Annotated in this window: 30 protein-coding genes; 9 read left to right on the plus strand and 21 right to left on the minus strand. The window is 37.3% G+C overall.

Annotated features, from left to right (window positions below):
- The first annotated feature begins 205 nt into the window (after nucleotides 1-205).
- From yedE to TAGGR_RS07270, 4 genes are read left to right on the plus strand one after another with little or no spacing between them, the layout of a single operon-like run.
- Nucleotides 206-1,297 (plus strand): YedE family putative selenium transporter, encoded by a 1,092-nt coding sequence (gene yedE / locus TAGGR_RS07255; protein ID WP_059176703.1) that lies wholly within the window; start codon nucleotides 206-208, stop codon nucleotides 1,295-1,297.
- Nucleotides 1,298-1,300: 3 nt separating this feature from the next.
- Nucleotides 1,301-1,519, plus strand: coding sequence for a sulfurtransferase TusA family protein (locus TAGGR_RS07260; RefSeq protein ID WP_059176704.1), 219 nt, complete (start codon nucleotides 1,301-1,303; stop codon nucleotides 1,517-1,519).
- Nucleotides 1,520-1,521: 2 nt separating this feature from the next.
- Nucleotides 1,522-2,058 carry a putative Se/S carrier protein gene (locus TAGGR_RS07265; protein WP_059176705.1) on the plus strand — a complete coding sequence of 179 codons (537 nt, stop codon included), beginning with the start codon at nucleotides 1,522-1,524 and terminating at the stop codon, nucleotides 2,056-2,058.
- Entirely contained in the window at nucleotides 2,046-2,897 is an 852-nt protein-coding gene (locus TAGGR_RS07270; protein ID WP_059176706.1) for an NAD(P)H-hydrate dehydratase, read from the plus strand. The genes TAGGR_RS07265 and TAGGR_RS07270 overlap by 13 nt, the downstream gene beginning before the upstream one ends.
- Here the strand turns inward: TAGGR_RS07270 and TAGGR_RS07275 are convergent.
- The 21 genes from TAGGR_RS07275 to TAGGR_RS07370 all read right to left on the minus strand — a co-directional run bounded on the left by TAGGR_RS07275 (nucleotide 2,886) and on the right by TAGGR_RS07370 (nucleotide 17,998).
- Nucleotides 2,886-3,434 (minus strand): tetratricopeptide repeat protein, encoded by a 549-nt coding sequence (locus TAGGR_RS07275; RefSeq protein ID WP_059176707.1) that lies wholly within the window; start codon nucleotides 3,432-3,434, stop codon nucleotides 2,886-2,888. The genes TAGGR_RS07270 and TAGGR_RS07275 overlap by 12 nt on opposite strands.
- Nucleotides 3,435-3,550: 116 nt before the next feature.
- Nucleotides 3,551-3,952, minus strand: a complete 402-nt coding sequence (locus TAGGR_RS07280) for a hypothetical protein (RefSeq protein ID WP_059176708.1) — start codon at nucleotides 3,950-3,952, stop codon at nucleotides 3,551-3,553.
- 85 nt (nucleotides 3,953-4,037) lie between these two features.
- A complete protein-coding gene (gene lpxK / locus TAGGR_RS07285) occupies nucleotides 4,038-4,994 on the minus strand; it encodes a tetraacyldisaccharide 4'-kinase (protein ID WP_059176709.1) in 957 nt (318 codons plus the stop codon).
- Nucleotides 4,981-5,619 (minus strand): histidine phosphatase family protein, encoded by a 639-nt coding sequence (locus TAGGR_RS07290; protein ID WP_059176710.1) that lies wholly within the window; start codon nucleotides 5,617-5,619, stop codon nucleotides 4,981-4,983. The genes lpxK and TAGGR_RS07290 overlap by 14 nt, the downstream gene beginning before the upstream one ends.
- Nucleotides 5,619-6,119, minus strand: coding sequence for a cob(I)yrinic acid a,c-diamide adenosyltransferase (locus tag TAGGR_RS07295; protein ID WP_059176711.1), 501 nt, complete (start codon nucleotides 6,117-6,119; stop codon nucleotides 5,619-5,621). The genes TAGGR_RS07290 and TAGGR_RS07295 overlap by 1 nt, the downstream gene beginning before the upstream one ends.
- On the minus strand, nucleotides 6,119-6,709 hold the full coding sequence (locus TAGGR_RS07300; RefSeq protein WP_059176712.1) for a MarC family protein: 591 nt from the start codon (nucleotides 6,707-6,709) through the stop codon (nucleotides 6,119-6,121). Before TAGGR_RS07300 ends, TAGGR_RS07295 begins: the two co-directional genes overlap by 1 nt.
- The gene (locus TAGGR_RS10755) at nucleotides 6,710-6,871 is read right to left on the minus strand and encodes a hypothetical protein (RefSeq protein WP_153000497.1); all 162 of its coding nucleotides are present in this window, start codon (nucleotides 6,869-6,871) and stop codon (nucleotides 6,710-6,712) included. It abuts the gene before it with no gap.
- A gap of 9 nt (nucleotides 6,872-6,880) precedes the next feature.
- Complete coding sequence (locus TAGGR_RS07305) at nucleotides 6,881-7,291, minus strand: HEPN domain-containing protein (RefSeq protein WP_059176713.1); 411 nt, start codon at nucleotides 7,289-7,291, stop codon at nucleotides 6,881-6,883.
- Nucleotides 7,288-7,785: a nucleotidyltransferase domain-containing protein gene (locus TAGGR_RS07310; protein WP_059176714.1), complete on the minus strand. Its 498-nt coding sequence runs from the start codon at nucleotides 7,783-7,785 to the stop codon at nucleotides 7,288-7,290. The genes TAGGR_RS07305 and TAGGR_RS07310 overlap by 4 nt, the downstream gene beginning before the upstream one ends.
- Nucleotides 7,786-7,791: 6 nt before the next feature.
- Nucleotides 7,792-8,487 (minus strand): DNA repair protein RecO, encoded by a 696-nt coding sequence (gene recO, locus TAGGR_RS07315; protein ID WP_059176715.1) that lies wholly within the window; start codon nucleotides 8,485-8,487, stop codon nucleotides 7,792-7,794.
- Nucleotides 8,487-8,939, minus strand: a complete 453-nt coding sequence (locus TAGGR_RS07320; RefSeq protein WP_059176716.1) for a bifunctional nuclease family protein — start codon at nucleotides 8,937-8,939, stop codon at nucleotides 8,487-8,489. The genes recO and TAGGR_RS07320 overlap by 1 nt, the downstream gene beginning before the upstream one ends.
- Nucleotide 8,940: 1 nt before the next feature.
- Complete coding sequence (era, locus tag TAGGR_RS07325; RefSeq protein WP_059176717.1) at nucleotides 8,941-9,810, minus strand: GTPase Era; 870 nt, start codon at nucleotides 9,808-9,810, stop codon at nucleotides 8,941-8,943.
- Nucleotides 9,807-10,985: a pyridoxal phosphate-dependent aminotransferase gene (locus TAGGR_RS07330; RefSeq protein WP_059176718.1), complete on the minus strand. Its 1,179-nt coding sequence runs from the start codon at nucleotides 10,983-10,985 to the stop codon at nucleotides 9,807-9,809. The genes era and TAGGR_RS07330 overlap by 4 nt, the downstream gene beginning before the upstream one ends.
- Complete coding sequence (alr, locus tag TAGGR_RS07335; protein WP_059176719.1) at nucleotides 10,982-12,079, minus strand: alanine racemase; 1,098 nt, start codon at nucleotides 12,077-12,079, stop codon at nucleotides 10,982-10,984. Before alr ends, TAGGR_RS07330 begins: the two co-directional genes overlap by 4 nt.
- Before the next feature lie 2 nt (nucleotides 12,080-12,081).
- Complete coding sequence (locus tag TAGGR_RS07340; protein ID WP_059176720.1) at nucleotides 12,082-12,267, minus strand: twin-arginine translocase TatA/TatE family subunit; 186 nt, start codon at nucleotides 12,265-12,267, stop codon at nucleotides 12,082-12,084.
- Entirely contained in the window at nucleotides 12,255-12,863 is a 609-nt protein-coding gene (mobA, locus tag TAGGR_RS07345; RefSeq protein ID WP_161936196.1) for a molybdenum cofactor guanylyltransferase, read from the minus strand. The genes TAGGR_RS07340 and mobA overlap by 13 nt, the downstream gene beginning before the upstream one ends.
- On the minus strand, nucleotides 12,847-13,653 hold the full coding sequence (gene amrB, locus TAGGR_RS07350) for an AmmeMemoRadiSam system protein B (RefSeq protein ID WP_059176722.1): 807 nt from the start codon (nucleotides 13,651-13,653) through the stop codon (nucleotides 12,847-12,849). Before amrB ends, mobA begins: the two co-directional genes overlap by 17 nt.
- 1 nt (nucleotide 13,654) lies before the next feature.
- Nucleotides 13,655-15,037: a replicative DNA helicase gene (gene dnaB / locus TAGGR_RS07355; protein ID WP_059176723.1), complete on the minus strand. Its 1,383-nt coding sequence runs from the start codon at nucleotides 15,035-15,037 to the stop codon at nucleotides 13,655-13,657.
- Nucleotides 15,037-15,480, minus strand: coding sequence for a 50S ribosomal protein L9 (rplI, locus tag TAGGR_RS07360; protein ID WP_059176963.1), 444 nt, complete (start codon nucleotides 15,478-15,480; stop codon nucleotides 15,037-15,039). The genes dnaB and rplI overlap by 1 nt, the downstream gene beginning before the upstream one ends.
- A 227-nt stretch (nucleotides 15,481-15,707) precedes the next feature.
- Complete coding sequence (locus tag TAGGR_RS07365; RefSeq protein ID WP_059176724.1) at nucleotides 15,708-16,481, minus strand: TrmH family RNA methyltransferase; 774 nt, start codon at nucleotides 16,479-16,481, stop codon at nucleotides 15,708-15,710.
- Nucleotides 16,478-17,998 (minus strand): NAD(P)H-hydrate dehydratase, encoded by a 1,521-nt coding sequence (locus TAGGR_RS07370; protein ID WP_082673612.1) that lies wholly within the window; start codon nucleotides 17,996-17,998, stop codon nucleotides 16,478-16,480. Before TAGGR_RS07370 ends, TAGGR_RS07365 begins: the two co-directional genes overlap by 4 nt.
- Nucleotides 17,999-18,096: 98 nt before the next feature.
- On the opposite strand from TAGGR_RS07370, the gene TAGGR_RS07375 reads away from it, so the two are divergent.
- The 5 genes from TAGGR_RS07375 to TAGGR_RS07395 all read left to right on the plus strand — a co-directional run bounded on the left by TAGGR_RS07375 (nucleotide 18,097) and on the right by TAGGR_RS07395 (nucleotide 22,431).
- Nucleotides 18,097-19,137 carry a coiled-coil domain-containing protein gene (locus tag TAGGR_RS07375; protein ID WP_059176726.1) on the plus strand — a complete coding sequence of 347 codons (1,041 nt, stop codon included), beginning with the start codon at nucleotides 18,097-18,099 and terminating at the stop codon, nucleotides 19,135-19,137.
- A 169-nt stretch (nucleotides 19,138-19,306) separates the two neighbouring features.
- The gene (locus TAGGR_RS07380; protein WP_059176727.1) at nucleotides 19,307-20,035 is read left to right on the plus strand and encodes a pyridoxine 5'-phosphate synthase; all 729 of its coding nucleotides are present in this window, start codon (nucleotides 19,307-19,309) and stop codon (nucleotides 20,033-20,035) included.
- Nucleotides 20,028-21,494 carry an exodeoxyribonuclease VII large subunit gene (gene xseA, locus TAGGR_RS07385; RefSeq protein WP_059176728.1) on the plus strand — a complete coding sequence of 489 codons (1,467 nt, stop codon included), beginning with the start codon at nucleotides 20,028-20,030 and terminating at the stop codon, nucleotides 21,492-21,494. Before TAGGR_RS07380 ends, xseA begins: the two co-directional genes overlap by 8 nt.
- Entirely contained in the window at nucleotides 21,472-21,693 is a 222-nt protein-coding gene (gene xseB / locus TAGGR_RS07390) for an exodeoxyribonuclease VII small subunit (RefSeq protein ID WP_059176729.1), read from the plus strand. The genes xseA and xseB overlap by 23 nt, the downstream gene beginning before the upstream one ends.
- Entirely contained in the window at nucleotides 21,694-22,431 is a 738-nt protein-coding gene (locus TAGGR_RS07395; protein WP_059176730.1) for an RNA methyltransferase, read from the plus strand.
- Nucleotides 22,432-22,774 lie beyond the last annotated feature (343 nt).

Consider the following 22,774-nt stretch of genomic DNA (forward strand, 5'->3'; position numbering starts at 1 on the left):
AGTATATTAAAACAGTGCTTTTACAGTATTTGCATTTCGTATTTTTCAGAATTCTCTTTCGCATAAATTTTAATTCTACAATACATTGAAAAAACTGTCAAATTCAAAAGAAGAAATCTATTAATGTGTGATAATCCATAGATAAAAACAATTTTACATATTGGTTTTGAAAAATTAAAATATTCAAAAACGTGAAGGAGGGTGTATGGAGGGCTTTAAAAACTTATTTGCAACGCGGTGGGGAATTATTTTTGTTGGTTTGGTTATCGGAGTTTTGGCTCCAGTTCTTCAAAATCTTGGAAATCCTCCAAACATGGGTATCTGTGTTGCCTGCATGGAAAGGGATATGGCTGGTGCTTTGGGACTACACAGGGCAGCAGTTGTTCAGTATATGAGACCTGAGATTATTGGCTTTGTTCTTGGAGCTTTCCTTTCTGCAATTGCCTTCAGAGAGTACAGACCTCGTGGAGGTTCTGCACCGTTTATAAGATTCATTCTTGGTGTTTTTGCAATGATTGGTGCACTGGTTTTTCTTGGTTGCCCCTGGAGAACACTTCTCAGGCTTGCAGGTGGAGATGGAAACGCTATCTTTGGTTTACTTGGTCTGATTTTTGGAATATGGCTTGGAACAAGATTTTTAAAAGCAGGATACTCTCTTGGAAGAACACAGACAGCACCATCTAAGGCAGCAGGTATTGCTTTCCCTGCTCTGATGTTTGGTTTTCTCTTACTTTTACTCATTGACCCTCAGCCGCAGGGCGAAGCAAGAGGAATGCTGCTTTTTTACAGCTTAAAAGGACCTGGTTCACAGCATGCTCCTTTATTTATATCTCTCGGAGTTGGTTTGTTAATAGGAGTTCTTGCTCAGAGAAGTAGATTCTGCACAATGGGAGCATTCAGAGACTTGATACTATTCAAGCAGGGACATCTTTTCTCAGGCGTGGCTGCTCTTTTTGTAGCAGCAGTTATAACAAATCTCATACTCGGACAGTTTAATCCGGGGTTTGAAAAACAGCCCATTGCCCATACAATGCAACTATGGAACTTTCTCGGAATGACACTTGCAGGACTTGCATTTACCCTTGCAGGTGGATGTCCGGGAAGACAGCTTTTCATGTCCGGAGAGGGAGATGCTGATGCAGCAATATTTGCCTCTGGTATGATTGTTGGTGCAGCAGTAGCCCACAACTTTGGACTTGCAAGCTCACCGGCTGGAATTGGTCCAAATGGAGCAGTGGCAACAATAGTTGGATTAGTAGTTTGCGTAATAATAGGATTAACGATGAGAAGGAGGTAAAAAATGGCTGAGATTGTTGATGCAAGAGGGCTTTCCTGCCCTGAGCCTGTTCTTTTAACTCTTGAAACAATAAAAAAACTTGGGAAAGGTGAAATAGAGATTTTAGTGGATACTGATACATCCCGTGAAAATGTATCCCGTGCTGCTACCTCAATGGGATGGCAGATTGAAAATGTCAGCGAAGAAGGCTCTGGTTACAGGATAAGGATAAAAAAGGATTAATCATGAAATTCTTTAAAAAACTATTTAAAGAAAAGCCCCTGTCTTCTGACAGGGGTATCCTTATCTTTGAAAATACATCAGAAGTCATAAAAGCAGAAAATATTCTCAAACAGCATGGATACAAAGTCAAAGTCGTAGGACCACCTGCCCATGTAAGAAAGGGATGTGACCTCGCTATTGAGTTTCCAGTTGTTGAAGCAATGGGAATTCTCAATACTCTTGAAAATCAAGGACTTATGCCAATTGATTTTCTGCCATCAAATGATGGCAATCTGAAACCCGTTGACCTCTTTCATATCAAAGACTACGGAAGATTCATTATGGTCAGGGCAGCCAACATGAAGATAACAGTGCATAAAAGTACCCTCACAATTGTTAATGTATCAGGAGGAGGATGCCCTGATGTTCCGTATCTGGCAGCCTGCCTTGTAGGTAAAAGACTTGATGAAGCAGCCGAGCCAAGACAGCTCGGACATACTCTTTGTGGATATGCCCTTCAGTTAGCCTATGATAAAATAAAAGAATTATGCTTGCAATAATAGGAACTGTTCCTGAAGAGGACTTCCCAATTACTTCTGACAGAGTTCATCTGGATGGTAACTATTTAATTCTCAATAATAGAAAAATTCCCATAAATAGAGGAACACCTGCATTGATTGCCTCAGCCTGTAAAATTTTTGAAATACTTGGAAAAGACATGCCATATGTTTATCTTGTTGGAGATACTGGAAAGGGTTATGGAAGTAAAAAGCTATATGAATACTTTGCTCAAGATGTAAAAAATCAAACTTTTGACACACTTACATTTCACTACCTCATGCCTGATGCTGATTGGTGTAATAAGATTCTTCTTTCTATTGATGAGCTAAACAGACGACCCTTTTTAATAGCAGATGCAGGTTTTATGTATGCAGCAAAGATGAGCGGAAATGCAAAGTATTTTGACCTTTTTACACCAGACCCCGGAGAGCTTGCATTTTTAGCTGATGAAGAGGCACCACATCCTTTTTACACAAGAGGTTTTCTTCTTCAAGATGAAAGCAAGGTGGAAGAACTCATTAAAAGAGCCTATAAACACGAAAACGCAGCAAAATATCTGCTTGTCAAAGGCAGAAGAGACTACATTGCAAAAGATGGTAAAATCTTAGACATCGTATCAGAGCCGTGCATTGAAGCTCTTGAGCCAATTGGTGGAACTGGAGACAGTCTTACAGGCATAGTTTCAGCTTTGATTGACTCAGGATATGAAACAGAGAGGGCATGCAGCCTGGCAGCTAAAATTAACAGAGTTGCAGGAAAACTCTCAAAACCAGAGCCATCAACCCAGATTTGGGAAATCATAAAATTCATTCCAGATGCATTTGGCTTACTTGTATGACCTTATACGCTGAATTGCCTCTGCTGCCTGTGGATCACCGAGCTGATAGAGTTTCTCATATAGTTTCAATGCTTCTTCGTATTGTTTTTTTCTTTCCTTAAGTAGGGCAAGGTTATAGAGAGCTGTCTTATTTTCAGGATTCATGGAAAGAACCTTTCTGAAGCATTCTTCAGCCACTGAGAGATTTCCCATTTTTGCGTGAATTACGCCGTAGTTGATGATTATTGAAACATTATCAGGAGCTTGATCTAAAGCTATCTGTGAATAATGAGATGCTTCCTTTAAGTTACCAATCAAAAGATAAAGAGTAGCTATTTTATCAAGAATTTTTGGGTCCTGTTTCCCGGTAACTCTGAGATATTCTTTATATTCAGAGATCGCATCAGAGTAATTTCCTTTTAATTCAAAATCCTGAGCCCTGTATAGATAATCAGCTGTTTGGAGAGTTTCTGTATTAAAATGATGCAGTGGAATTTCAATGGTTTTTCTCTCCTGTTTGTCTGTTGAGATTGATTTTAAAGGTTTCTCTTTAGTCAACTGTCAACTTACAGGAGGTCGGTTGCGCCACTCGGAGTCTGCCATAACCACCATGGCGCCCATTTTGGCAGTTATGACATCCTTCCTCCATTTTTTAAGTCCTATCAAGTCCTTTCTCACAATAAATTTAATTTCCTTAGAATCTCTGCAAGTTCATCTCTCTCTTTAGCATATTCCCGCAAGGCATTAATCCAGTCTCCAAGTCTGTATTTTGCCTCAAGCTCTCTTAGTGCTTCCTCCTTTGCCTTTTCTTTAAATGTTTTTCTATCCCAGAGAAGAAGTCCAACAAATACTCCACAGAGTCCACCAAAAACAGCAAGCATGGCTATCATAAGATTTTGCATGAACTCAAGACGCCTGTCAACAGAGTCTTTAAACTCCTTTAGAGTTGTTTCAACTCCTATAAGTCTTTCTCTATCCTCCTGAGAAAACTCACTTGCTCGGGCTATTGATATGGATGTTAAAAATACAAATACAATAACCAGAGCAATAACAGTAAGTTTATATAAAGTTTTCATATTCAATCCCCCCTTATTTTGCCTTTTCTTTAAATGTTTTTATCCCGAAATTTTTTAATTCCGTATCTGTGTTTCATGTTCAATTCTAACAAATACTAACGAGAGTGTCAATGAGTTTTTCATTGATTCTTAAGGATATTTCAAGATAGCACAGCTCAGGCTTAAATGCTTTTTCCTTTAACTTTACAAAGTCTTTTTTTGTTGTGATTAGGAGGTCTGCATTCCGTGCGAGTTTTTCAATTTTTTTGATAACTCTCTCATCGTATTTTTTGTGATCGATGAATTTTTTCTGTCCGATGATATTGAGATTGAGCGATTTAAGGCAATCTATAAAGCTCTGAAAATTACCAATTCCTGCAAAGGCAAAAACTTTTTTGCCATATGGATTAACTTGTCTATCATGCCTATCTTTTATCCCCTCAACTGTGAGAGGTGCAAAATATATTTTTTTAATGCCGAAGGTATTAAGTTTTTCTTTCAGCTTTTCATTTTCCTTTTTAGTAATGAAAACCATGTCTGCCTCAGAGATTTCACTGAGAGGAGACCTGAGAGGTCCGAATGGAACAAGACGGCAGTTACCAAATCCTCTGTATCCGTCAACAAGCAGAATATTTAAATCTCTGTAAAGCTTCCAGTGCTGAAATCCATCATCAAGAATGAATATGACTCTGTCATGCTCATCAAATCCAAGTTTTTCAATTGCATAAACTCCTCCAGCAAATCTATCAGCACTCTTTACTACTATGAGTCCTTCCATAGCCATCATCAATGGCTCATCTCCAGCATCCTCTGCATTCATCTCTTGAGAGACTATGAAAGGACCTTTAAGCCTACCCCTGTATCCCCGTGTAAGAATAACAGGTAAGTATCCTCTTTTTTTTAATTCCTTTGAAAGAGCCACTGTAAAAGGAGTTTTTCCTGTTCCTCCAACTGTCAGATTTCCAACACTTATTACTGGAAATGGAAGTTTTCTCTGTTGTTTCAGAGCGTTGTTTTTTTTACGGAGATAGAAAAATAGATAAATTCTCTCAAAAATATTCATCTTTCCAGAAAACACCGTTTATGAGTTTGACAACAGGAGTCTTTTCATAAAACTCAATTATGTTTACACAGGCAAAATCCTGCTCAATTCTGAAGATGTTTTCAAGGGGCATTCCAAGAATATTGCATAAGATTACCCTGTTTATTCCTCCGTGGGCTGTAATAAAAATCTGGCTGTTTTTATGGTTTTTGATGATTTTTTTTAATGCTTCAGAGGCTCTTTTACTTACCTCTATTGTAGATTCTCCATCTGGAGGTGAAAACTTTGCAGGATTAAGCCTCCATCTTTCAAAATCATCAGGATAGAGAGATACAATCTCATTTATGCTTAATCCTTCCCACTTTCCAAAGCTTCGCTCTTTTAGAGTCTCCTCAGGTTTTACCTCAAGCGAAAGTGTTTTACCTAAAATTTCTGCTGATGCAAGAGCTCTTTTAAGGGGTGATGAGTAGATGAGTTCAGGTTTAAGGCTGTATTTCCTGACATAATCTTTTAAAAAAATGGCAGTTTTTTCAATCTGAGTCTGTCCTTCTCTGCTTAAAGGAACATCAATGTGACCTTTGTAAACTTTTTTTGGTCCTTCGGTCTGTCCATGTCTTAATAGATAAATTACAACTGTTGGCTCCATCAGTATTCAATCCCCCTCCTTGCATTTATTCCTCTGTCAAAGTAGTGTTTGATTTTTTTCATCTCTGTAACAAGGTCTGCTTTCTCAATGAGCCAATCCGGTGCATTTCTTCCTGTGATTATAAGCTCAGAGTCTGAGGCAAGGTCAATAAGGTTTTGTGTTTGCTCTTTTGAGATTAACCCCAGGTTTAATGCTATAATCAGTTCATCAAAAACAATTAGATCATAATGTTCATTTTTGATAAGGTTTTCAATTTCTTTAATGCAGTCCATCGCAACTTCTAATTGAGAAGGCTCTGGCTTTCCGTAAATAAAGCCTGTGCTACAGCGGTAAATCCTGATCAAATCTGGAAATTTCTGAAATATCTCAAGCTCTCCAGTATGTGCACCCTTTATAAACTGAACAAACAGGACTTTTAAACCATTTCCAATTGCCCTTACAGCAGTTCCAACCGCTGCTGTTGTTTTACCTTTTCCATCACCTGTATAAACATGAATCATTAACTGACTCCTAAAATCTTTGTAAATCCCTTTTTAATAAGACTCACTGCAATAGCACTCAAAAGAAGTGCCATCACTTTTGCAAAAGCCTTTATTCCGTGAACCCCCATTATTTTTATTACAAAATCTGCTTTTTCAAGCATTATCCATGCAATCAATAGATTGAGAGAAAGCGAAAAAATTACCATTGGATATCCGTAGTTTCCCGAAAGAATAATTAAAGTCGTAAGAGTTGCAGGTCCTGCAAGAAGTGGTGTTCCAATTGGAACAACTCCGAGGGTATCACTCATTGTAAGCTCTTTTTCTTTTACTCTTAAAATGTCAGAGATTGAGAGTATTAAAAGAAGAATTCCTCCTGCAATCATAAAATCTTCAAGCTTTATTCCAAGTAAGGAAAATATAAAATTTCCGAGAAAAAGAAAGGAGATTGCCACTAAAAATGCTGTTATTACCGATTGTCGAGCAATATGTTTTCTTTCCTGATCAGGAATGCCTTCCACAAGTGAAATATACAAAGGTAAAATTCCAGGAGCATCAATTGCAACAAAAAGAGGTATGAATGTAAGTAGAAATGTCTGTAATGTCTCCACTTATTTTTTTTCTTCTTCCGCTTCTTTATCTTCTTCCTCTTCAGTCTTCACTGTTACATCTTTTACAAAATCAGGACATTTCTGTCCTGCTTTGAGGGAAAACTGTTTCTGGCATGTTGCTCTCCATGCACAGATAACACACATTGGTTTCTGCTCTGCCATTCGTTCCTCCTAAATTTTTATTAATTTTCTTGCAACTTCAACTACCTTCTTTGCACCCTCTATAGCTTTCAATGCATCAGCATGAGTGTATTCTTCAGAGGGGATAAAGTCTATATCACCATAAAAGGAGAGTTCTCTTTCCTTTCTGAGCCATTTTGATACTTCCGCAATTTCAGGTAAATCCTTATGAACTTCCTCAGGAAATTTTTCCATGTGTTCAAGAATTATGCCTCCAACATCATGCCATTTTGGAGGATCTATGCCTATCTGTCTTAGCATTGCCTTCTGAGCAAGTTCAACCACCTCCTGTGCCTCTCTTATAACATCAGAGTAGTCTTCTTTTTTTAGGAAAAATTCCAGTACCTCTAATCTTGTTATGGCTTTTTTCATGTATTCTACAGCAAGTTTGTGAGCTGTCATAGCTCTATTGTGTCTCCAAATTTATAATCAGGTTTTAGTTCCCAGTAGTATCCACCTTTAGAGTAAACCTTTCTTGCACCGAGACTTTTAAGTTTTTCCTTTAGTGTCTCCAGATATTTCTTGAAAAAGTCATTTCTATCAAACAGAATTTTGACATTTTCTGTCATGTCAAGAAAAAGAGGGCTACCAATCTGAACTTCTTCAGGAGTTTTAAAAACAGGAGAAAGCGTTATATAGATGCCTTGTTTTAACAGTCTCATTATGTCTTCCTCAAACTTAACCTCAATGTTTTTAATAAATTCTTCAACTCTTTTCACTCTTCCCTTTGGTAAATCCTTTGCAACGATTAATATATCAATATCACTGTCAGGTCTGAAAGTATCAGAAGCCAGAGAGCCAAAGATTACGAGGCTTACAAGTCTGTCACTGTAAAAATTGACTATTTCTTTTGAAAGCTTTTCAACTAAATCGTAGTATTTTTGTCTGTATCCCATGTTTTATTATACCCTAATACTGCTTAAAATATGATTCTTTAAAAAGTCCTCAATTTCCATGAGCAATTTTTCTGATATTCTAACTCTTTCAAGATAAGACAAACTCCAGTTTGACATCTCACTGAGGATTTTAACCACTCCCTGAGACAACTGTGATGATTCTCTGCCTGAAGCACAGTTTTTACAGATTACAAAACCCTGTGAGTAGTGAGTTTCGCCATTTAATCGGTTATGGCAGACTCCACAGTGCTGAAAATCAGGTAGAAACCCGAGAATTTTCAATGTTTTTATTTTGAGAAAAATAGTGTAGTTTTCTACTTTCTGAGTTTTCTTTATAGAAAAAAGACTGTTTAAAAAGAGAGAGAAAAGTTCAATATTTGGCTCTCTTTTTGGTAGGATATCGAGAAAAAGCTTTAAAACTTCAGAGAGTTTCAGAAAAAGCTTGTAATTTTCCCTTATTGTTTGAAAAGACTCCAATATGTCCGACTGGATCACTCTCTGCAGTCTGTCTTCTCTTCCGATGAAAGAAATTCTCGAGTAGGTTAAAGGCTCAAAAGAACTTCCCCACCGACTTTTTATCTTTCGGGGACTTTTGGCAAAAAGATTTATTAAACCAAAGTCTTTGCTTAAATAGGTGACAATTAAGTCTGCCTCTGCATAGTCTGTGTTGTTGATGACTATTCCTTCAGTGCTATAGATCACTACATTATGTTGCCAAAGTCTTCAGGTTTTAGATTCTTGAGCCACTCTTCAAGCTCATCGGCTTTTCTCAGCTCAAAGATTCCTTCTTCAACAAATATTGGTGCCTGGACTCTTAAGGCAATTGCTACAGCATCGGAAGGTCTGGAGTCAATTGCTCTTTCTCTTACTCCATCATGGGCATAAATAAGAGCATAGTAGGTGTTGTCAATCAAGTCAGTTATGACAACCTTTGTAATACGAACTTCAAGCTCTTCAAGAATGTTTTTTATAAGATCGTGGGTTAATGGTCTTGGAGTAAGCACTTTGCCAAGTGCCAGTGCAATTGAGTCAGCCTCTGGTTTACCAATCCATATGGGAAGTGTCTCATCTCCATCTATCTGTTGAAGTAGCAGAATATACATTCCACTTCTTGGATCAAAAAGCAGTCCTTCTACTTTCATCTCAATTAACATTTTAATACCCCAATGATTTTAATAACATATCTCTTTGTCTCCACTTTTTTCTAACCTTTACCCATACCTCAAGGAAAACTTTTGTCTGAAGAAATCTTTCAATCTCAAGCCTTGCCTCTTGTGCTATCTTTTTCAGTCTTTCGCCCTTTTTTCCTATTATAATAATTTTCTGACCTTCTCTTTCAACATAAATATTTGCCCCGATTCTAAGCAGTTTTTCACTCTCTTCCCAATTTTCTATTTCTACAGCTACAGAATAGGGAATCTCATCATAGGTGTATTTCATAACTTTTTCCCTTATAAACTCGCTCACCAAAAATCTTTCTGCCTGATCTGTGAGCATATCCTCTGGATAAAGCTTTGGAGATTCCGGAATATAATAGATGACTCTTTCAATCAGTCGTTCAACTCCGTCATTTTTAAGGGCAGAAATTGGAATTATCTCCTTGAAGGAATATAAATCTTTATAACTGTCTATTAATGGAAGAAGACTTTGTTTTGAAACTGTGTCAATTTTATTAATGGCAAGAATAACAGGTTTGTTGATTTTTTTTAGTTTTTCAATAATTGAAAATTCACCCTCTGATGGAGATTGAGGCTCTACCATGAAAACTATTAAGTCAACCATATCCATTGCCTGATGAGCTTCTTTAACCATGAATTCACCAAGTTTATGTCTTGGTTTATGAATCCCTGGTGTATCAACAAAAATAATCTGAGCATCAGGCAAATTTTTTATGCCAATAATTCTATTTCTTGTTGTTTGAGGCTTTTCAGTTACAATGGCGATTTTCTCTCCAATTACTGAATTAAGAAGTGTTGATTTGCCTACATTTGGTTTCCCAATTAATGCCACATATCCACACTTCATCTGAGTTCTTCCAGTGATTTACGAATTCTTTCAATGCCCTTTGCTAAATTTTCCATACTTGTTGCATAAGATATTCTTATATATCCTTCAGTCCCAAAGGCAGAGCCAGGAACCAGAGCTACAAAAGCTTTTTCAAGAAGGTAGATGCTTAGGTCCATAGATGAATTTATTCCATTTTTCCCAAGTACTTTGTTTACGTTAGGAAAAACATAGAAAGCACCTTTAGGCATCCTGCAGGAAACTCCTGCGATATTGTTTAACTCTTTCACAAGATAGTCTCTTCTTTTTTCAAACTCCTGACGCATCTTTTCCACACAGTCCTGAGGTCCTTTCAATGCTGCCACAGCTGCTTTTTGAGCAATTGATGTTGGATTTGAGGTTGACTGGCTCTGAATTTTTGTCATGGTTTTGATTATCTCTACGGGTCCTGCTGCATATCCAATTCTCCAGCCGGTCATTGCATGGGATTTACTTAAACCATTTACAACAATGGTTCTTTCCTTAACTTCTTCACTTAAGGATGCAATACTTATGTGTTTTTCACCATCGTAGATGAGTTTCTCATATATTTCATCGGAGATGATGTAAATATTGTTCTTTAAAGCGATCTCTGCAATTTCTTCAAGGGCTTTTTTGGTGTAGATAAATCCCGTTGGATTTGACGGTGAGTTAATTATAATTGCTTTGGTTCGTGGAGTAATTTTTTCCTTTAGAGCATCTGGCTCAACCATAAAATCATTTTCTTCTTTTGTCTCTACAATTACTGGTTGAGCATCATTTATGAGTACCTGATCAGGATAGGATACCCAGTAAGGTGAAGGAATAATTACCTCATCTCCCGGACCAAACAATGCCTGAGCAATGTTATAGAGAGAGTGCTTTGCTCCACAGGATACAAGAATATTTTCTTTTCCGTATTTTAATCCGTTGTCTCTTTCAAGTTTTTCAATTATCGCCTCTTTAAGTTCATCAATTCCACCAACAGGAGTGTATTTTGTAAATCCATCTCTGATTGCCTTTATTGCAGCTTCCTTAATATGCTCAGGAGTATCAAAGTCTGGCTCTCCTACTCCGAAATTTACCACATCAAAGCCTTTTGCTTTAAGTTCCTTTGCTTTTGAATCAACTGCAAGTGTAGGTGAAGGTTTAACCTTTTTGGCCCTTTCCGCTATCATGTTTCCTCCTCTTTGATATATTTTCTTTTTGCTCTACTTCCTAAGGAAGTTAATACTTCATAAGGGATTGTTTCTGCCCATTCGGCAATATCATAGGCTGTAACTTTTTCATTACCTGATTCTCCAAGCACGATAACTTCATCATCAACTTTTGCCTCAGGAATATCTGTTAGGTCTATCATTGTAAGATCCATACAGACTTTGCCTATAACAGGCGCTTTTTTGCCCCTAACAATAACCCATGCACGGTTACTTAACTTTCTAAAGTATCCATCAGCATATCCTACAGGAATAACTCCAATTAGACTATCTCTCTTTGTTATAAAAGTTCTTCCATAGCTTATTGGTGAACCTGCTGGAAGTTTTCTTATATCAACCATCTTGGTTTTAACTGTCATGCAGGGTCTTAAATCACTATCAAAGTTTTGACAGTATCCATAGAGCATCAGACCTGGTCTTACTGCATCAAACAAAGCCTCTGGATAAGCTATTCCATCAGAGTTTGTGATGTGGAATACCGGATTAATTCCCAAAGCTTTAACGCATCTCTGAATTTCCTTAAATCTGTTTATCTGCTCAGCAGTCCACTCTCTGTTTTTTGCTTCCGAAAGATGACTCATAATACCTTCAATTTTTATATTTGGTAACTGAGCTATTTTCCTTATTGTCTCACAGGGTGCATCATAAATTCCAAGTCTTCCCATGCCTGTTTCCACTTTGATATGAACCGATAAGGAGGTATTTCTTCTTACTGCTTCTTTTGAGAGAGCCTCAACCTGTTTAAAGTCAAATATTACAGGAGTAAGATTGTATTCAAATATTCCTTCAACTTCTCTGTCAAAAAGAACGATGATTTTAGACTTTATTCCTGCCTGTCTCAGCGCAACTGCTTCTTCAAAAAAAGCTACTCCAAAGGCAAAGATGTCCTGTTTTTCAAAAAATTGGGCAACCTCTACTGCTCCGTGTCCATAGGCATCAGCTTTTACAATCGGTATTATCCTGCAGGCTGGATCCACTGATTTTACGATGTTTTTTATCCTTTGAAAGTTGTGGTTTAAGGCTTTTAAATCTATCTCTGCTTCAAGAAATCTCACATCTATTTTTTGCTCTCATCTTCCTTTTTTGGAGTTACATCAATCTCATCCTTTTCAGATGTGGCTTTTTTAAAGTTTCTTATGGCTTCTCCAATTCCTCTTCCAATCTGTGGTAGTCTTGTTGCTCCAAAAAGAATTATGACTATTACAAGAATTATCATTAACTCCTGTGTTCCTAAGCCAAACATTTTTTGCCCTCCTCTGTAAGAATTTTTAAGTCTTCCTCTGTATTTATGTTAATAAAAGATAACCCTTCTTCATCCAAATTTGCAACATCAACTACCTGAGCTTTAACATCCTCAATGAGTTTCATCATGCTGAGTTTGTCCTGTTTGAGCAGATTTTCCAATTCATTCAATATATCCTTAGAGTAAATTCCTGGTAAAGGATAAATTTTCTCTCTATAGCGAGCAACAGTAATAGGAGTTTTCCTATTAGCATGTTTTTCGCTCAGGAAATAAACAATTTCTTTTTTAACAAAAGGCATATCGCATGCAAAGGCAAATACATCGTATCTGGAATTTTTCAATGCCACATGAATTCCTGCCATTGGTCCTTTGAAAGGATAAATGTCTCCAAGCACAGGGATTCCTGTATAAAAGTAAAACTCTGGAGAGTTTGTAACAATGAAAACTTCTTCAAATACTTCCTTTAAATTGGTAAGAAGAATATCAACGAGCTTTTTATTATCTAAAGAGAGCAAACATTTATTGATCTTCATCCGTGATGATTTTCCACCTGCGAGTATTACACCTGTAAGAGCTATTTTAGATGACCACTGCACCAAGATATCCTACAACTCTGTTATAGTCTCTGCTTACCTCAGCAGAGGTAGTGTATTTAATGATCTGAACTTCCTTTGCACCAAGAAGCTTTGTTGTCTGAAGCATAACTGTTGTTGGAATTATTCCGCACATTGATATCTTATGCTCCATTACAGTATTGTAAAGTCCCTGAGGATCAAAGGCTTTTATTTTTTCAATAGCCAGTGCATCCACCTTTCTCGCCAGATCATCGGGTAAATAGTGACTCATATCTGTGCTTGAAATGATAACAACTCTACTTTCAAGTCCAAGTTCTTTAACTGCCCTGGCAATTCCCTGTGATAGATTGAAACATTCCTCAAGAGAAAGCATCTTCAATGTTATTGGTACAATCTGAGCTTTAGGATTTAGCTTATAAATAAACGGGAGCTGAACCTCTAAGGAATGCTCGTAAACATGAGCCTGAAAGTCTTCTTTTGCAGAAGAGTAACTCAGGATTTTACTTGCAAGTTCTTCATTAATCTTTAAACTTCCTAAGGGTATTTCCCACTCTCCCTCTCTCATCAAAGAAATATCTGCTCCATAACCGGTATGATTTGGTCCAAGAAGAATGAATATTTCTTTTGGTATCATTTTTGAATATACTAAACCTGCTACATGGCCAGAGTAAACATATCCTGCATGAGGACATATTGCACCATAGCAGTTGATTCTTTCCTGAGCGGGTATGTATTCTTCAATTTCATAGATAAGCTCTTTAGGATTAGATGGATAAAAATATCCTGCTACTGCTGGCTTTCTCCTTAACATCTTACACTTCCTCTTCTATTTCTGTACCTGTGTACATATCAGTATAATCAAGGAATCTCGTATAATCCTGTAGAAAAGTAAGAAGAACCGTGTCAGTGGGACCATTTCTTTGTTTGGCTACAATTACCTCAGCCCTTCCTTTATTAGCAGCATTTTTCCTGTTGTATACTTCGTCTCTGTAAAGAAAGATTATTACATCTGCATCCTGCTCAATTGCGCCTGATTCCCTTAAGTTAGCAAGGGTTGGTCTTTTGTCAGAGCTTTTTTCTACTGAACGATTTAGCTGACTTAGTGCAATTACAGGTACTTTAAGTTCCTTTGCCATAGCTTTAAGTGAACGGGATATGTCGGCTATTTCCTGTTCTCTTACATCATATGTATTTCTGCTTCTCATAAGCTGAAGATAGTCTATGATAACCAATCCGAGTCGACCTTTTTCCATCTTAAGTCTTCTTGCCTTTGCTCTAATTTCAAGAACGCTCATCTGAGATGAATCGTCAATATAAATAGGAGCTTCACTGAGCTTAACTGCTGCGTCTGTTATACGCTCCCAGTCTCTCTTGGTTATAAATCCCTTTCTCAGTGCTGATGAGTTAACCATTGCTATGCTACTGAGAAGTCTCATTGCAATCTGTTCTTTTGACATTTCAAGGCTGAAGAAGGCAACCGGTTCTCCAAGTTCAACTCCAACATGCTGGGCAATATTCAACGAAAAAGCAGTTTTTCCCATTCCCGGTCTTCCACCAATAATTATGAGGTCACCCGGCTGAAAACCTGATGTCAATGCATCAAGATCTTTGAAACCTGAAGGAATTCCAGTTATTACTGCCTTTTTCTCATACATGCTTTCTATTATCTTAAATGTGTTTTTAACGACATCTTTCATATGATAAAAACTCGTATTTGTTCGTTTCTCTGAGATTTCAAAAATCAATCTTTCAGCAAAATCAATCATTTCTTCAGCGTCTTCGGGTTCTTCATAAACCTTTGTAACAATCTCTGTGCAGGCACGGATAAGTGATCTCAGTAAGGCTTTTTCTCTTACCAGCTTGGCATGATATCTTATATTCGCTGCAGTAGGGACAACTGTAGTGAGAGTTCCGAGATAACTAACTCCTCCAACATCTTCAAGTTCTCCCTTATCCCTTAGATGTTCTGTCAGAGTAATGAGATCGATCGGCTCATTTCTGTCAAAAAGCTCAAGCATTGCCTGATAGATCTTTCTATGTCTTTCACTGTAGAAGTCTTCAGGAGAGAGTATTTCAATTGCTTTTGTTATTGCTTCTCCCTCAAGAATTATTGCACCAAGAACAGCCTGTTCAGCTTCAAGGCTTTGCGGAGGAAGCCTGAGAGCAGTACTTTCTATTTCCTGTAAATAAGCCATTATTCTCCTACGACATTAACTTTTAACTTTGCAGTTACATTTGAGTGAAGTTTAACCTCTACTTCATACTCTCCTAATCTTTTGATAGGCTCTAGTATATTGATTTGTTTTTTGTCAATTGAAAAACCCTGATTTTGTAAAGCCTCTGCTATGTCTTTTGCTGTAATAGAACCAAAAAGTTTTTGATCTTCACCAGCTTTTGCTTTAATTACAAGATTAAGAGCACCAAGTCTTTCTGCAATTGACTCTGCATCCTGACGCTTTTTCTTAGCTTCTTCTTCAAATTTTTTCTTCTGATACTCAAGAGCTTTCAAGTTTTTCTCATCGGCAATCAGGGCAAGACCTCTTGGTAAAAGAAAGTTTCTTGCATATCCATCTTTTACATTAATAATTTGACCAGCCTTACCCAATCCATGAACATCCTCTTTGAGAATTACTTTCATTACTGCCCCCTCACAAATTTTTTCATTTAAATATATCATACCATATTAAGAAAGGTATAGTAAGCCTGCTTATTTTGACTGGTCTCTTTACTGTGACTTTGAAGGTTACTCAACCAGCAACAGGCTCCTTTTAACATAATCAGTACAACGGCATAGTAATTAGCTGTTGGGCTTTTCTATTCTATTAATTCAACGAGCACCTGCCATGAAAAGAGGATTCGCAAAAATCATAAAGAGCGTTGACGAAGAATTTCATAGAGTAACACAGCAGCGCTCATGGCAACATTGAGGCTTTCTGTTTTACCTCTATGAGGAATTCTACAACTTATGTGTTTTATCTTTTTTAGTTCTTCACTTACTCCATGAGATTCATTTCCGAAGGCAACTGCTACGGGCAGTGTAAGGTCTAAGTTAAAACAGGGCTGTTTTGCCTTCAGCTCTGTGACTACAAGAGTTATTTTATTCTTTGAGATGAACTCATTAATTTCCTCATAGGAAACCTCTATCAAAGGAATAAAAAATATGCTTCCCGCAGAAGCTCTTAAAACCTTGCCTGAAAGAGGATTGCATGTTCCAGAAGTAAGTAATATTGCCTCTGCACCAAGAGCTTCAGAGGCACGAATGATTGTGCCAAGATTTCCGGGGTCCTGAATTCTGTCTGCAATAACAATAAGTGTGGGATTTTTTATTTCATTGATATTGCTGAATTTAAATTTTGCCATTGCAAAAATACCCTGTGGAGTTACAGTATCTGAAATCTCTTTTGCAATCTTTTGAGATATACCTATAACTGAAAATTTATCCTGAAGAGTTTTGAAAAACTCACTATGTCTTTCAATAAAACTATCAGTGACGAGTATTTTCTCAAGCTGAACATTAGTTGAATTAATCGCTGTCTCAATAAGATTTATTCCTTCAATAAAGACTCTTTCTTCAGGTTGCTTAATGATTTTCTTTATCTCCTTTATCAGAGGATTTTCTGAGCTTTGAATCCATTTCATTGTCTAAGCTCAATAAAGGATTCAGGAATGCTTTCAATGATGTCTCCTGCAATAAGTCCATGATATCCTTTTTTCTTAGAAGCTATGTCTCCACTTAGTCCATGTATAAAACAACCAAGCAAAGAGGCATGAAAAGGACTCAGTCCCTGTCCAATGAGCGAGGCGATTATACCTGTAAGCACATCTCCTGAGCCAGCAGTAGCCATTCCAGGATTTCCTGTTGTGTTTAGATATGCTTTACCCTGAGGTTCTGCAACAACTGTGGGAACTCCCTTTAAGACAAGCACTACCCCGAAGTCTTTTGCCACCTTTTGGGCAATGTTAATTCGCTGTCTCTCAATATCCTTCACTGAGATGTTTATAAGCCTGCTTAACTCACCGGGATGAGGGGTGAGAACAATCTGAGACCGGGCATTTTTTAGAACATCCAGCAATCTGGCAAGAACTGTTATTCCATCGGCATCAATTACAATTGGACATGGACAGTTTAAAATGAGTTCTTTCAGGAGAAACTCTATGTCCTCATTAACTCCAACTCCGGGACCAAAGGCAACAGAGTTTGCCCTTTCTTTAATAAATTCCATAATTTCAGGTAAAGCCTGTTTTGAAAGAGTATTCGTTGTGCAGGGAAGTGGAAGAAGCATCTCTTCAAGAACTTTACTTTGAAAAACCACTTTAAGTGCTGCAGGAACTGCCATTGTTACAAGTCCTGAACCTGTCCTCAGTGCTGCTTTTGCTGTCATCAATGCTGCACCTGTTTTCCCCGTAGAGCCTGCAACTACAAGAACATGTCCGTATTTTGTTTTATGGGAATAGGCAGGTCTTGGGGGGATAAGAGAGCGGGCAAAAGATTTCTCAATTGTTGAGATTTTTAAATCTTCAGAGTCAGTTAACTCCTCTGGAAATCCTATATCTTCAACGAAGAGTTTACCTGTATATTCCCTGCCAGGATAAATGAGATGACCTATTTTTGGAAGCCCAAAAGTTACTGTCACATCTGCTCTGACAGCAACTCCTAAAATCTCTCCTGTATCTGAAGAGACACCTGAAGGTATATCAACAGCCACAACCTGTTTCTTAAGAGAATTAAGAATTTCAATAAAATTAGCAAGTTCACCTTCAATGGCTCTTTTAAGTCCTGTACCGAATATTGCATCAATAATTAAATCTGCCTTTGATATATCCTCTTTTTCTGGATATCCTTCAATTACAGGAACTCCAAACTTTTTTGCTATGTCAAGCTGGACTTTGCAGTCATTTGAGAGTTTTTCGTCAGAGAAAAGCTTGAAAATTTTTATGTTTTTGACTTTATTTTTAAGTATTCTTGCACAGGCAATACCATCACCACCATTGTTACCAGGTCCAGCAATGGCAATAACATTCTGAGGATTGAATTCAAGCACATATTTTGCAACTGCTAAGGCAGCCCTTTCCATAAGAACCAGTGATGGAATTCCATAGTGTTCAATCGTTAGTCGATCAATTTCTGCCATTTCTTTGGATGTAACCACTTTCATAAAGACATTATAGCATAACTTTTTTCACCCATTACTGTATACATCACTCTATCTCCCATCAAATTGTTCAAACTAAAATAAAAGTGTTATAATTTTTTATGCTTAACACACTGAAAATCTTTGAAGATCTCAAAGAAGAACTTTCAGAGGCAGCAGCAAGAAAAATAGCCTTTTATCTGGGAAAAACCTATGAAGAACTTGCAAATATCGCAACAAAGGAAGAAATAAGAAGTCTTCAAAAAGTAGTTGCTGAACTCGCTGAAGCTCAGAAAAAAGCTGAAGAGAGACTTACTAGACTTGAACAAACTGTTGCAGAGCTCGCTGAGGCTCAGAAAAAAGCTGAAGAAAGACTTACAAGACTTGAACAAACTGTTGCAGAGCTCGCTGAGGCTCAGAAAAAAGCTGAAGAAAGACTTACTAAACTTGAACAAACTGTTGCAGAGCTAGTTGAGGCACAGAAGAAATTTGAAGAGAGACTTACAAGACTTGAACAGACAGTTGCAGAGCTCGCTGAAGCTCAGAAAAAAGCTGAAGAGAGACTTACAAGACTTGAACAAACTGTTGCTGAGCTCGCTGAGGCTCAGAAAAAAGCTGAAGAAAGACTTACTAGACTTGAACAAACTGTCGCAGAGCTCGCTGAGGCTCAGATACGTACAGAGCAAAGACTGAATGAGCTTGCTGAAGCTCAGAAAAAAACTGAGGAAGAACTCAGAAAGCTCATAGGTGAACACAAAAAAACAAGAGAACAACTTGGTGGACTTGCCCACACTGTAGGTTACATTCTTGAAGACAGAGCATACAAAGGACTGCCTGAACTTCTTAAGAGAGACTTTGCAGTTGAGGCAATAGATTTTATCAAAAGAGATTTTATTGAAATCGAACCAAACAGATATGAAGAGATAAATATCTATGGTAAAGGCAGAATTGATGGAAGAGAAATATGGATACTTGGAGAATGCAAAACACAACTTAAGAAGACAGACATAGACAGTTTTCTGAATAAAATCAAAAGAATAGAGAAAATTCTAAAAGGTGAAAAAATATTTGTGACAGTAACTTATCAGGCATCACCGCCTGTGAGAAAGTATGCACAGGAAAAAGGCGTAAGGCTCTACTTCTCCTACGAGATGCCTCTTTAGTTATGATAGGATAGGACAATCCTAACATTTTCTCTCTGTTGCATTCGCTATTACATCCTCATTAAGATATATCTATCGTAAGAGATGACTTATCAAACGCAAACTGCTTTGTCAACTCGTTAGAAAAACTGATATAATCAAATCAATTAACATTTGAAGGGGGTCAGTTATGGTTATCCTTGGAGTAAATGTTGACCATGTTGCTACTGTAAGACAGGCAAGAAGAACTTTTGAACCAGACCCTGTAATGGCAGCTTCTCTGGCCATACTCGGTGGAGCAGATGGAATCACAGTTCACCTGAGAGAAGACCGCAGACACATTCAGGACAGAGATCTGAGAGTTCTCAGAGAAGTTGTTCCCTGTGAGCTTAATCTTGAGATGGCTGCAACTGAAGAGATGATAAATATCGCACTAAACATTAAGCCTGATATGGTTACCCTTGTTCCAGAAAAAAGACAGGAACTTACAACCGAAGGAGGGCTTAATGTTATTGACAATAAACAATCATTGAAAGAAGCAGTAGCAAGAATCAAAGATGGTGGAATTCCTGTAAGCCTCTTTATAAATCCTGATAGAGCGTCAATTGAGTGTTCAAAGGAAATTGGAGCAGACATGGTTGAGATTCACACAGGATACTACTCTGATACAAAAGGGTTGAATCAGCTTAAGGAGCTTGAAAGAATTAAAGATGCTGTTGCATACTCCCTAAGCATCGGACTTAAGACAAATGCAGGTCATGGATTAAACTACTACAATGTCAAACCTATTGCAGCAATAAAAGGATTGAGAGGACTTTACATTGGACACAGTATAATTGCAAGGGCTGTTCTTGTTGGAATTGAAAGGGCAGTAAGGGAGATGAAAAATCTTATTCGTGAGGCTTGCATTAATGCTTAAAGTAAGCGTTGCAAATCTAACTCTTTCAGAGTATTTAGCAGAAATCAGGGACTACATTCAGAGTATATCTGAATATAGATGGATAGTTGCAGAGATAGCAAAAGTGGACTGCGACAAAAATGGAAACTACTGGATTGAGCTTATTGAGAGAAATGACGATGAGATTGTTGCAAAATGTGATGCAGTAGTATGGAGTAGAAATGCTAGCACCATCGCTAACTTTTTTATTAAAACAGGAATACAGTTTAACAGGGGCATAAAAATTCTATTTCTTGGTAAAGCAATTTTTCACGAAAAGTATGGCTTTAAAATAAGTATCTATCAGATTGATCCTTCCTTTACTGTCGGCGAGATGGCTTTAAAGAAGGAAGAAACAATAAGGAGACTCAGGGCAGAGGGACTCATTGATAAAAATAAACTCATTGAGATTCCTGCGGTGATTCAGAGAATTGCAATTATATCAAGTGAATCTGCAGCAGGATATGAGGATTTTTTGAAAATCCTAAAGGGAAATAAATTTGGATTTAAATTCCACACAAAACTCTTTGATGCTTTTGTTCAAGGTGAGTATGCTGTAAACTCTTTGATTGAAGCCTTTCAAAGATGTTCCTCTGAATGTAAAGCTTTTGATGTGGTTGTCTTAATTCGTGGTGGTGGTTCTGTTTCTGATCTTGCTATTTTTAACGAGTATGAACTTGCAAAAACAATGGCTCTGATGCCAATACCGGTATTTACAGGAATAGGACACACAAGAGATGAGACTGTTGCAGACTTTGTTGCATCCATTTCATTTAAAACACCCTCTGAAGTGGCAAAGTTCATACTTGACAGAGCTCTAGATTTTGACTCAAAAATTGATGCTCTCAGCCAGAGAATCCGTCATAAAGTTGAAAAATTTCTCAGTGTTGAAACATCAAAAAGTAAAACTCTGGAGGATAGATTTAAACTGGCTTTAAAAAACTCAAGGGAAAGACTTTTACAGAAAATGAATCTCATAGTAAGCGAAGTTCACAACAATGTCCTTAAAAGAGTTCACAGTGAGAGGGAACTTATCTTCAAAGTTAAACAACAGCTCTATAAAAAAACAAACATGATTATTACAGCCAAACACTTAGAGATGACAAACATCAACAACAAGATTAAGATAAAGCTTAGCGAAAAAATTACAAAGGAAAACTTCAAAGTAAAATCTTCCACTGAAACTCTCTTTACAAAATTGAAAAACATATTTGCAATGAAAAAAATTCAGATAGAAAGAGCTGGTGAAAAACTTCAACTTCTCAGTCCGGAAAACATATTAAAGAGAGGATACAGCATTACTTACTTAAATGGCAGGGTGTTAAAAAACTCGCAGCAAGTTCCAATAGGTGCCAATGTTGAGATTAAACTTTATAGAGGAATGCTTACCGCAGAAGTAACGAGAAAGGAGGAAGACAATGGAGAACTTAAGCTATTCTAAAGCTATGAAAGAGATTGAAGAGATTTTGAAATACATAGAATCACAGGAAGTTGATGTGGATGTTCTCGTTGAAAAGGTAAAGAGAGCAACAGAACTTATTCGCTTTTGCAAAAGCAAACTAAAGTCGGCAGAGGAAGAACTTCACAAAACTCTTATTTCCCTGGAAGAGCAAAACTCTACTGATATAGAGCCCTTTTAAATGACTTCGTGGAAAAAAAATCTTTACTTTGTTTTAGTTGAACCAAAAGAGCCCGGCAACATCGGAGCTTCTGCGAGAGCAATAAAAAACATGGGCTTTGAAAAACTCATCCTCGTAAATCCTGCACCACTTACAGATGAAGCTTACTGGATGGCATGGGCAAGTCAGGATATTCTTGAGAATGCTGAAATCTATAAAAACCTTGATGATGCCTTGAAAGACAAAGCAGTTGTCGTTGGAACAACCCGTAGAAGAGGCTCAAAAAGAGGAGCAATAGTGGATGTAAGGGATGGAGTTAAGAGAATTTTTGAAGTAGCTCAGGACAACAAAGTTGCCATACTCTTTGGCAGAGAAGACAAGGGGCTTTTCAACGAAGAAGTTGAAAAATGCGGATTTCTTATTACAATTCCCACATCAGAGCTACAGCCTTCATTAAATCTTGCTCAGGCAGTATTAATAGTTGCCTACGAACTCATGAGATGCGAGGAGATAAAAGATTTTCACATGCAAAGACAGTTTTATGTGGATCAGGAGGAACTTAAAAAGCTCTATGAAAGACTATTCACTGTTCTTAAGAAAATTGGATACATCCCTGAAGATCCTGATCTTGAGAAAAGAATAATGAACAACTTCAGACACCTCTTTGGAAGAACAGGGCTTACATTCTGGGAGTTGAAACTTCTTCACGGACTCTGTAGTCACATAGAAGAAAAGCTTGTAAATGGCGATATTATCTAAAATAAATTATGTTTTCCGATGAAAAAAGGGCAGTAAAAAGAATCAAAGATAAACTTCTAAAAGCATTAGAAGAGGAACTTATATACTTAATAGCATTTGGTTCAAGAGTTAGAGGCGAATTTAGATAACATACTTATCATATTCAATGAAGAAGAGATAAAAACAGGAATTGCTTTCTCACCGGTTGTAAAGTCTTTAGAGATATCTGAAAAAGAGAAAAAATTTTACACTACTTTTTTACATAAATATTAAAAGAGACGGCAAACTTCGTTTTCACTTCATTTCATCAAACCTCAGGCGTTTACATAGTAATAGGCAGATGTGAAATTTTTGTTGAATTTAT

It is taken from the genome of Thermodesulfovibrio aggregans (assembly GCF_001514535.1).
Classification (GTDB): domain Bacteria; phylum Nitrospirota; class Thermodesulfovibrionia; order Thermodesulfovibrionales; family Thermodesulfovibrionaceae; genus Thermodesulfovibrio; species Thermodesulfovibrio aggregans.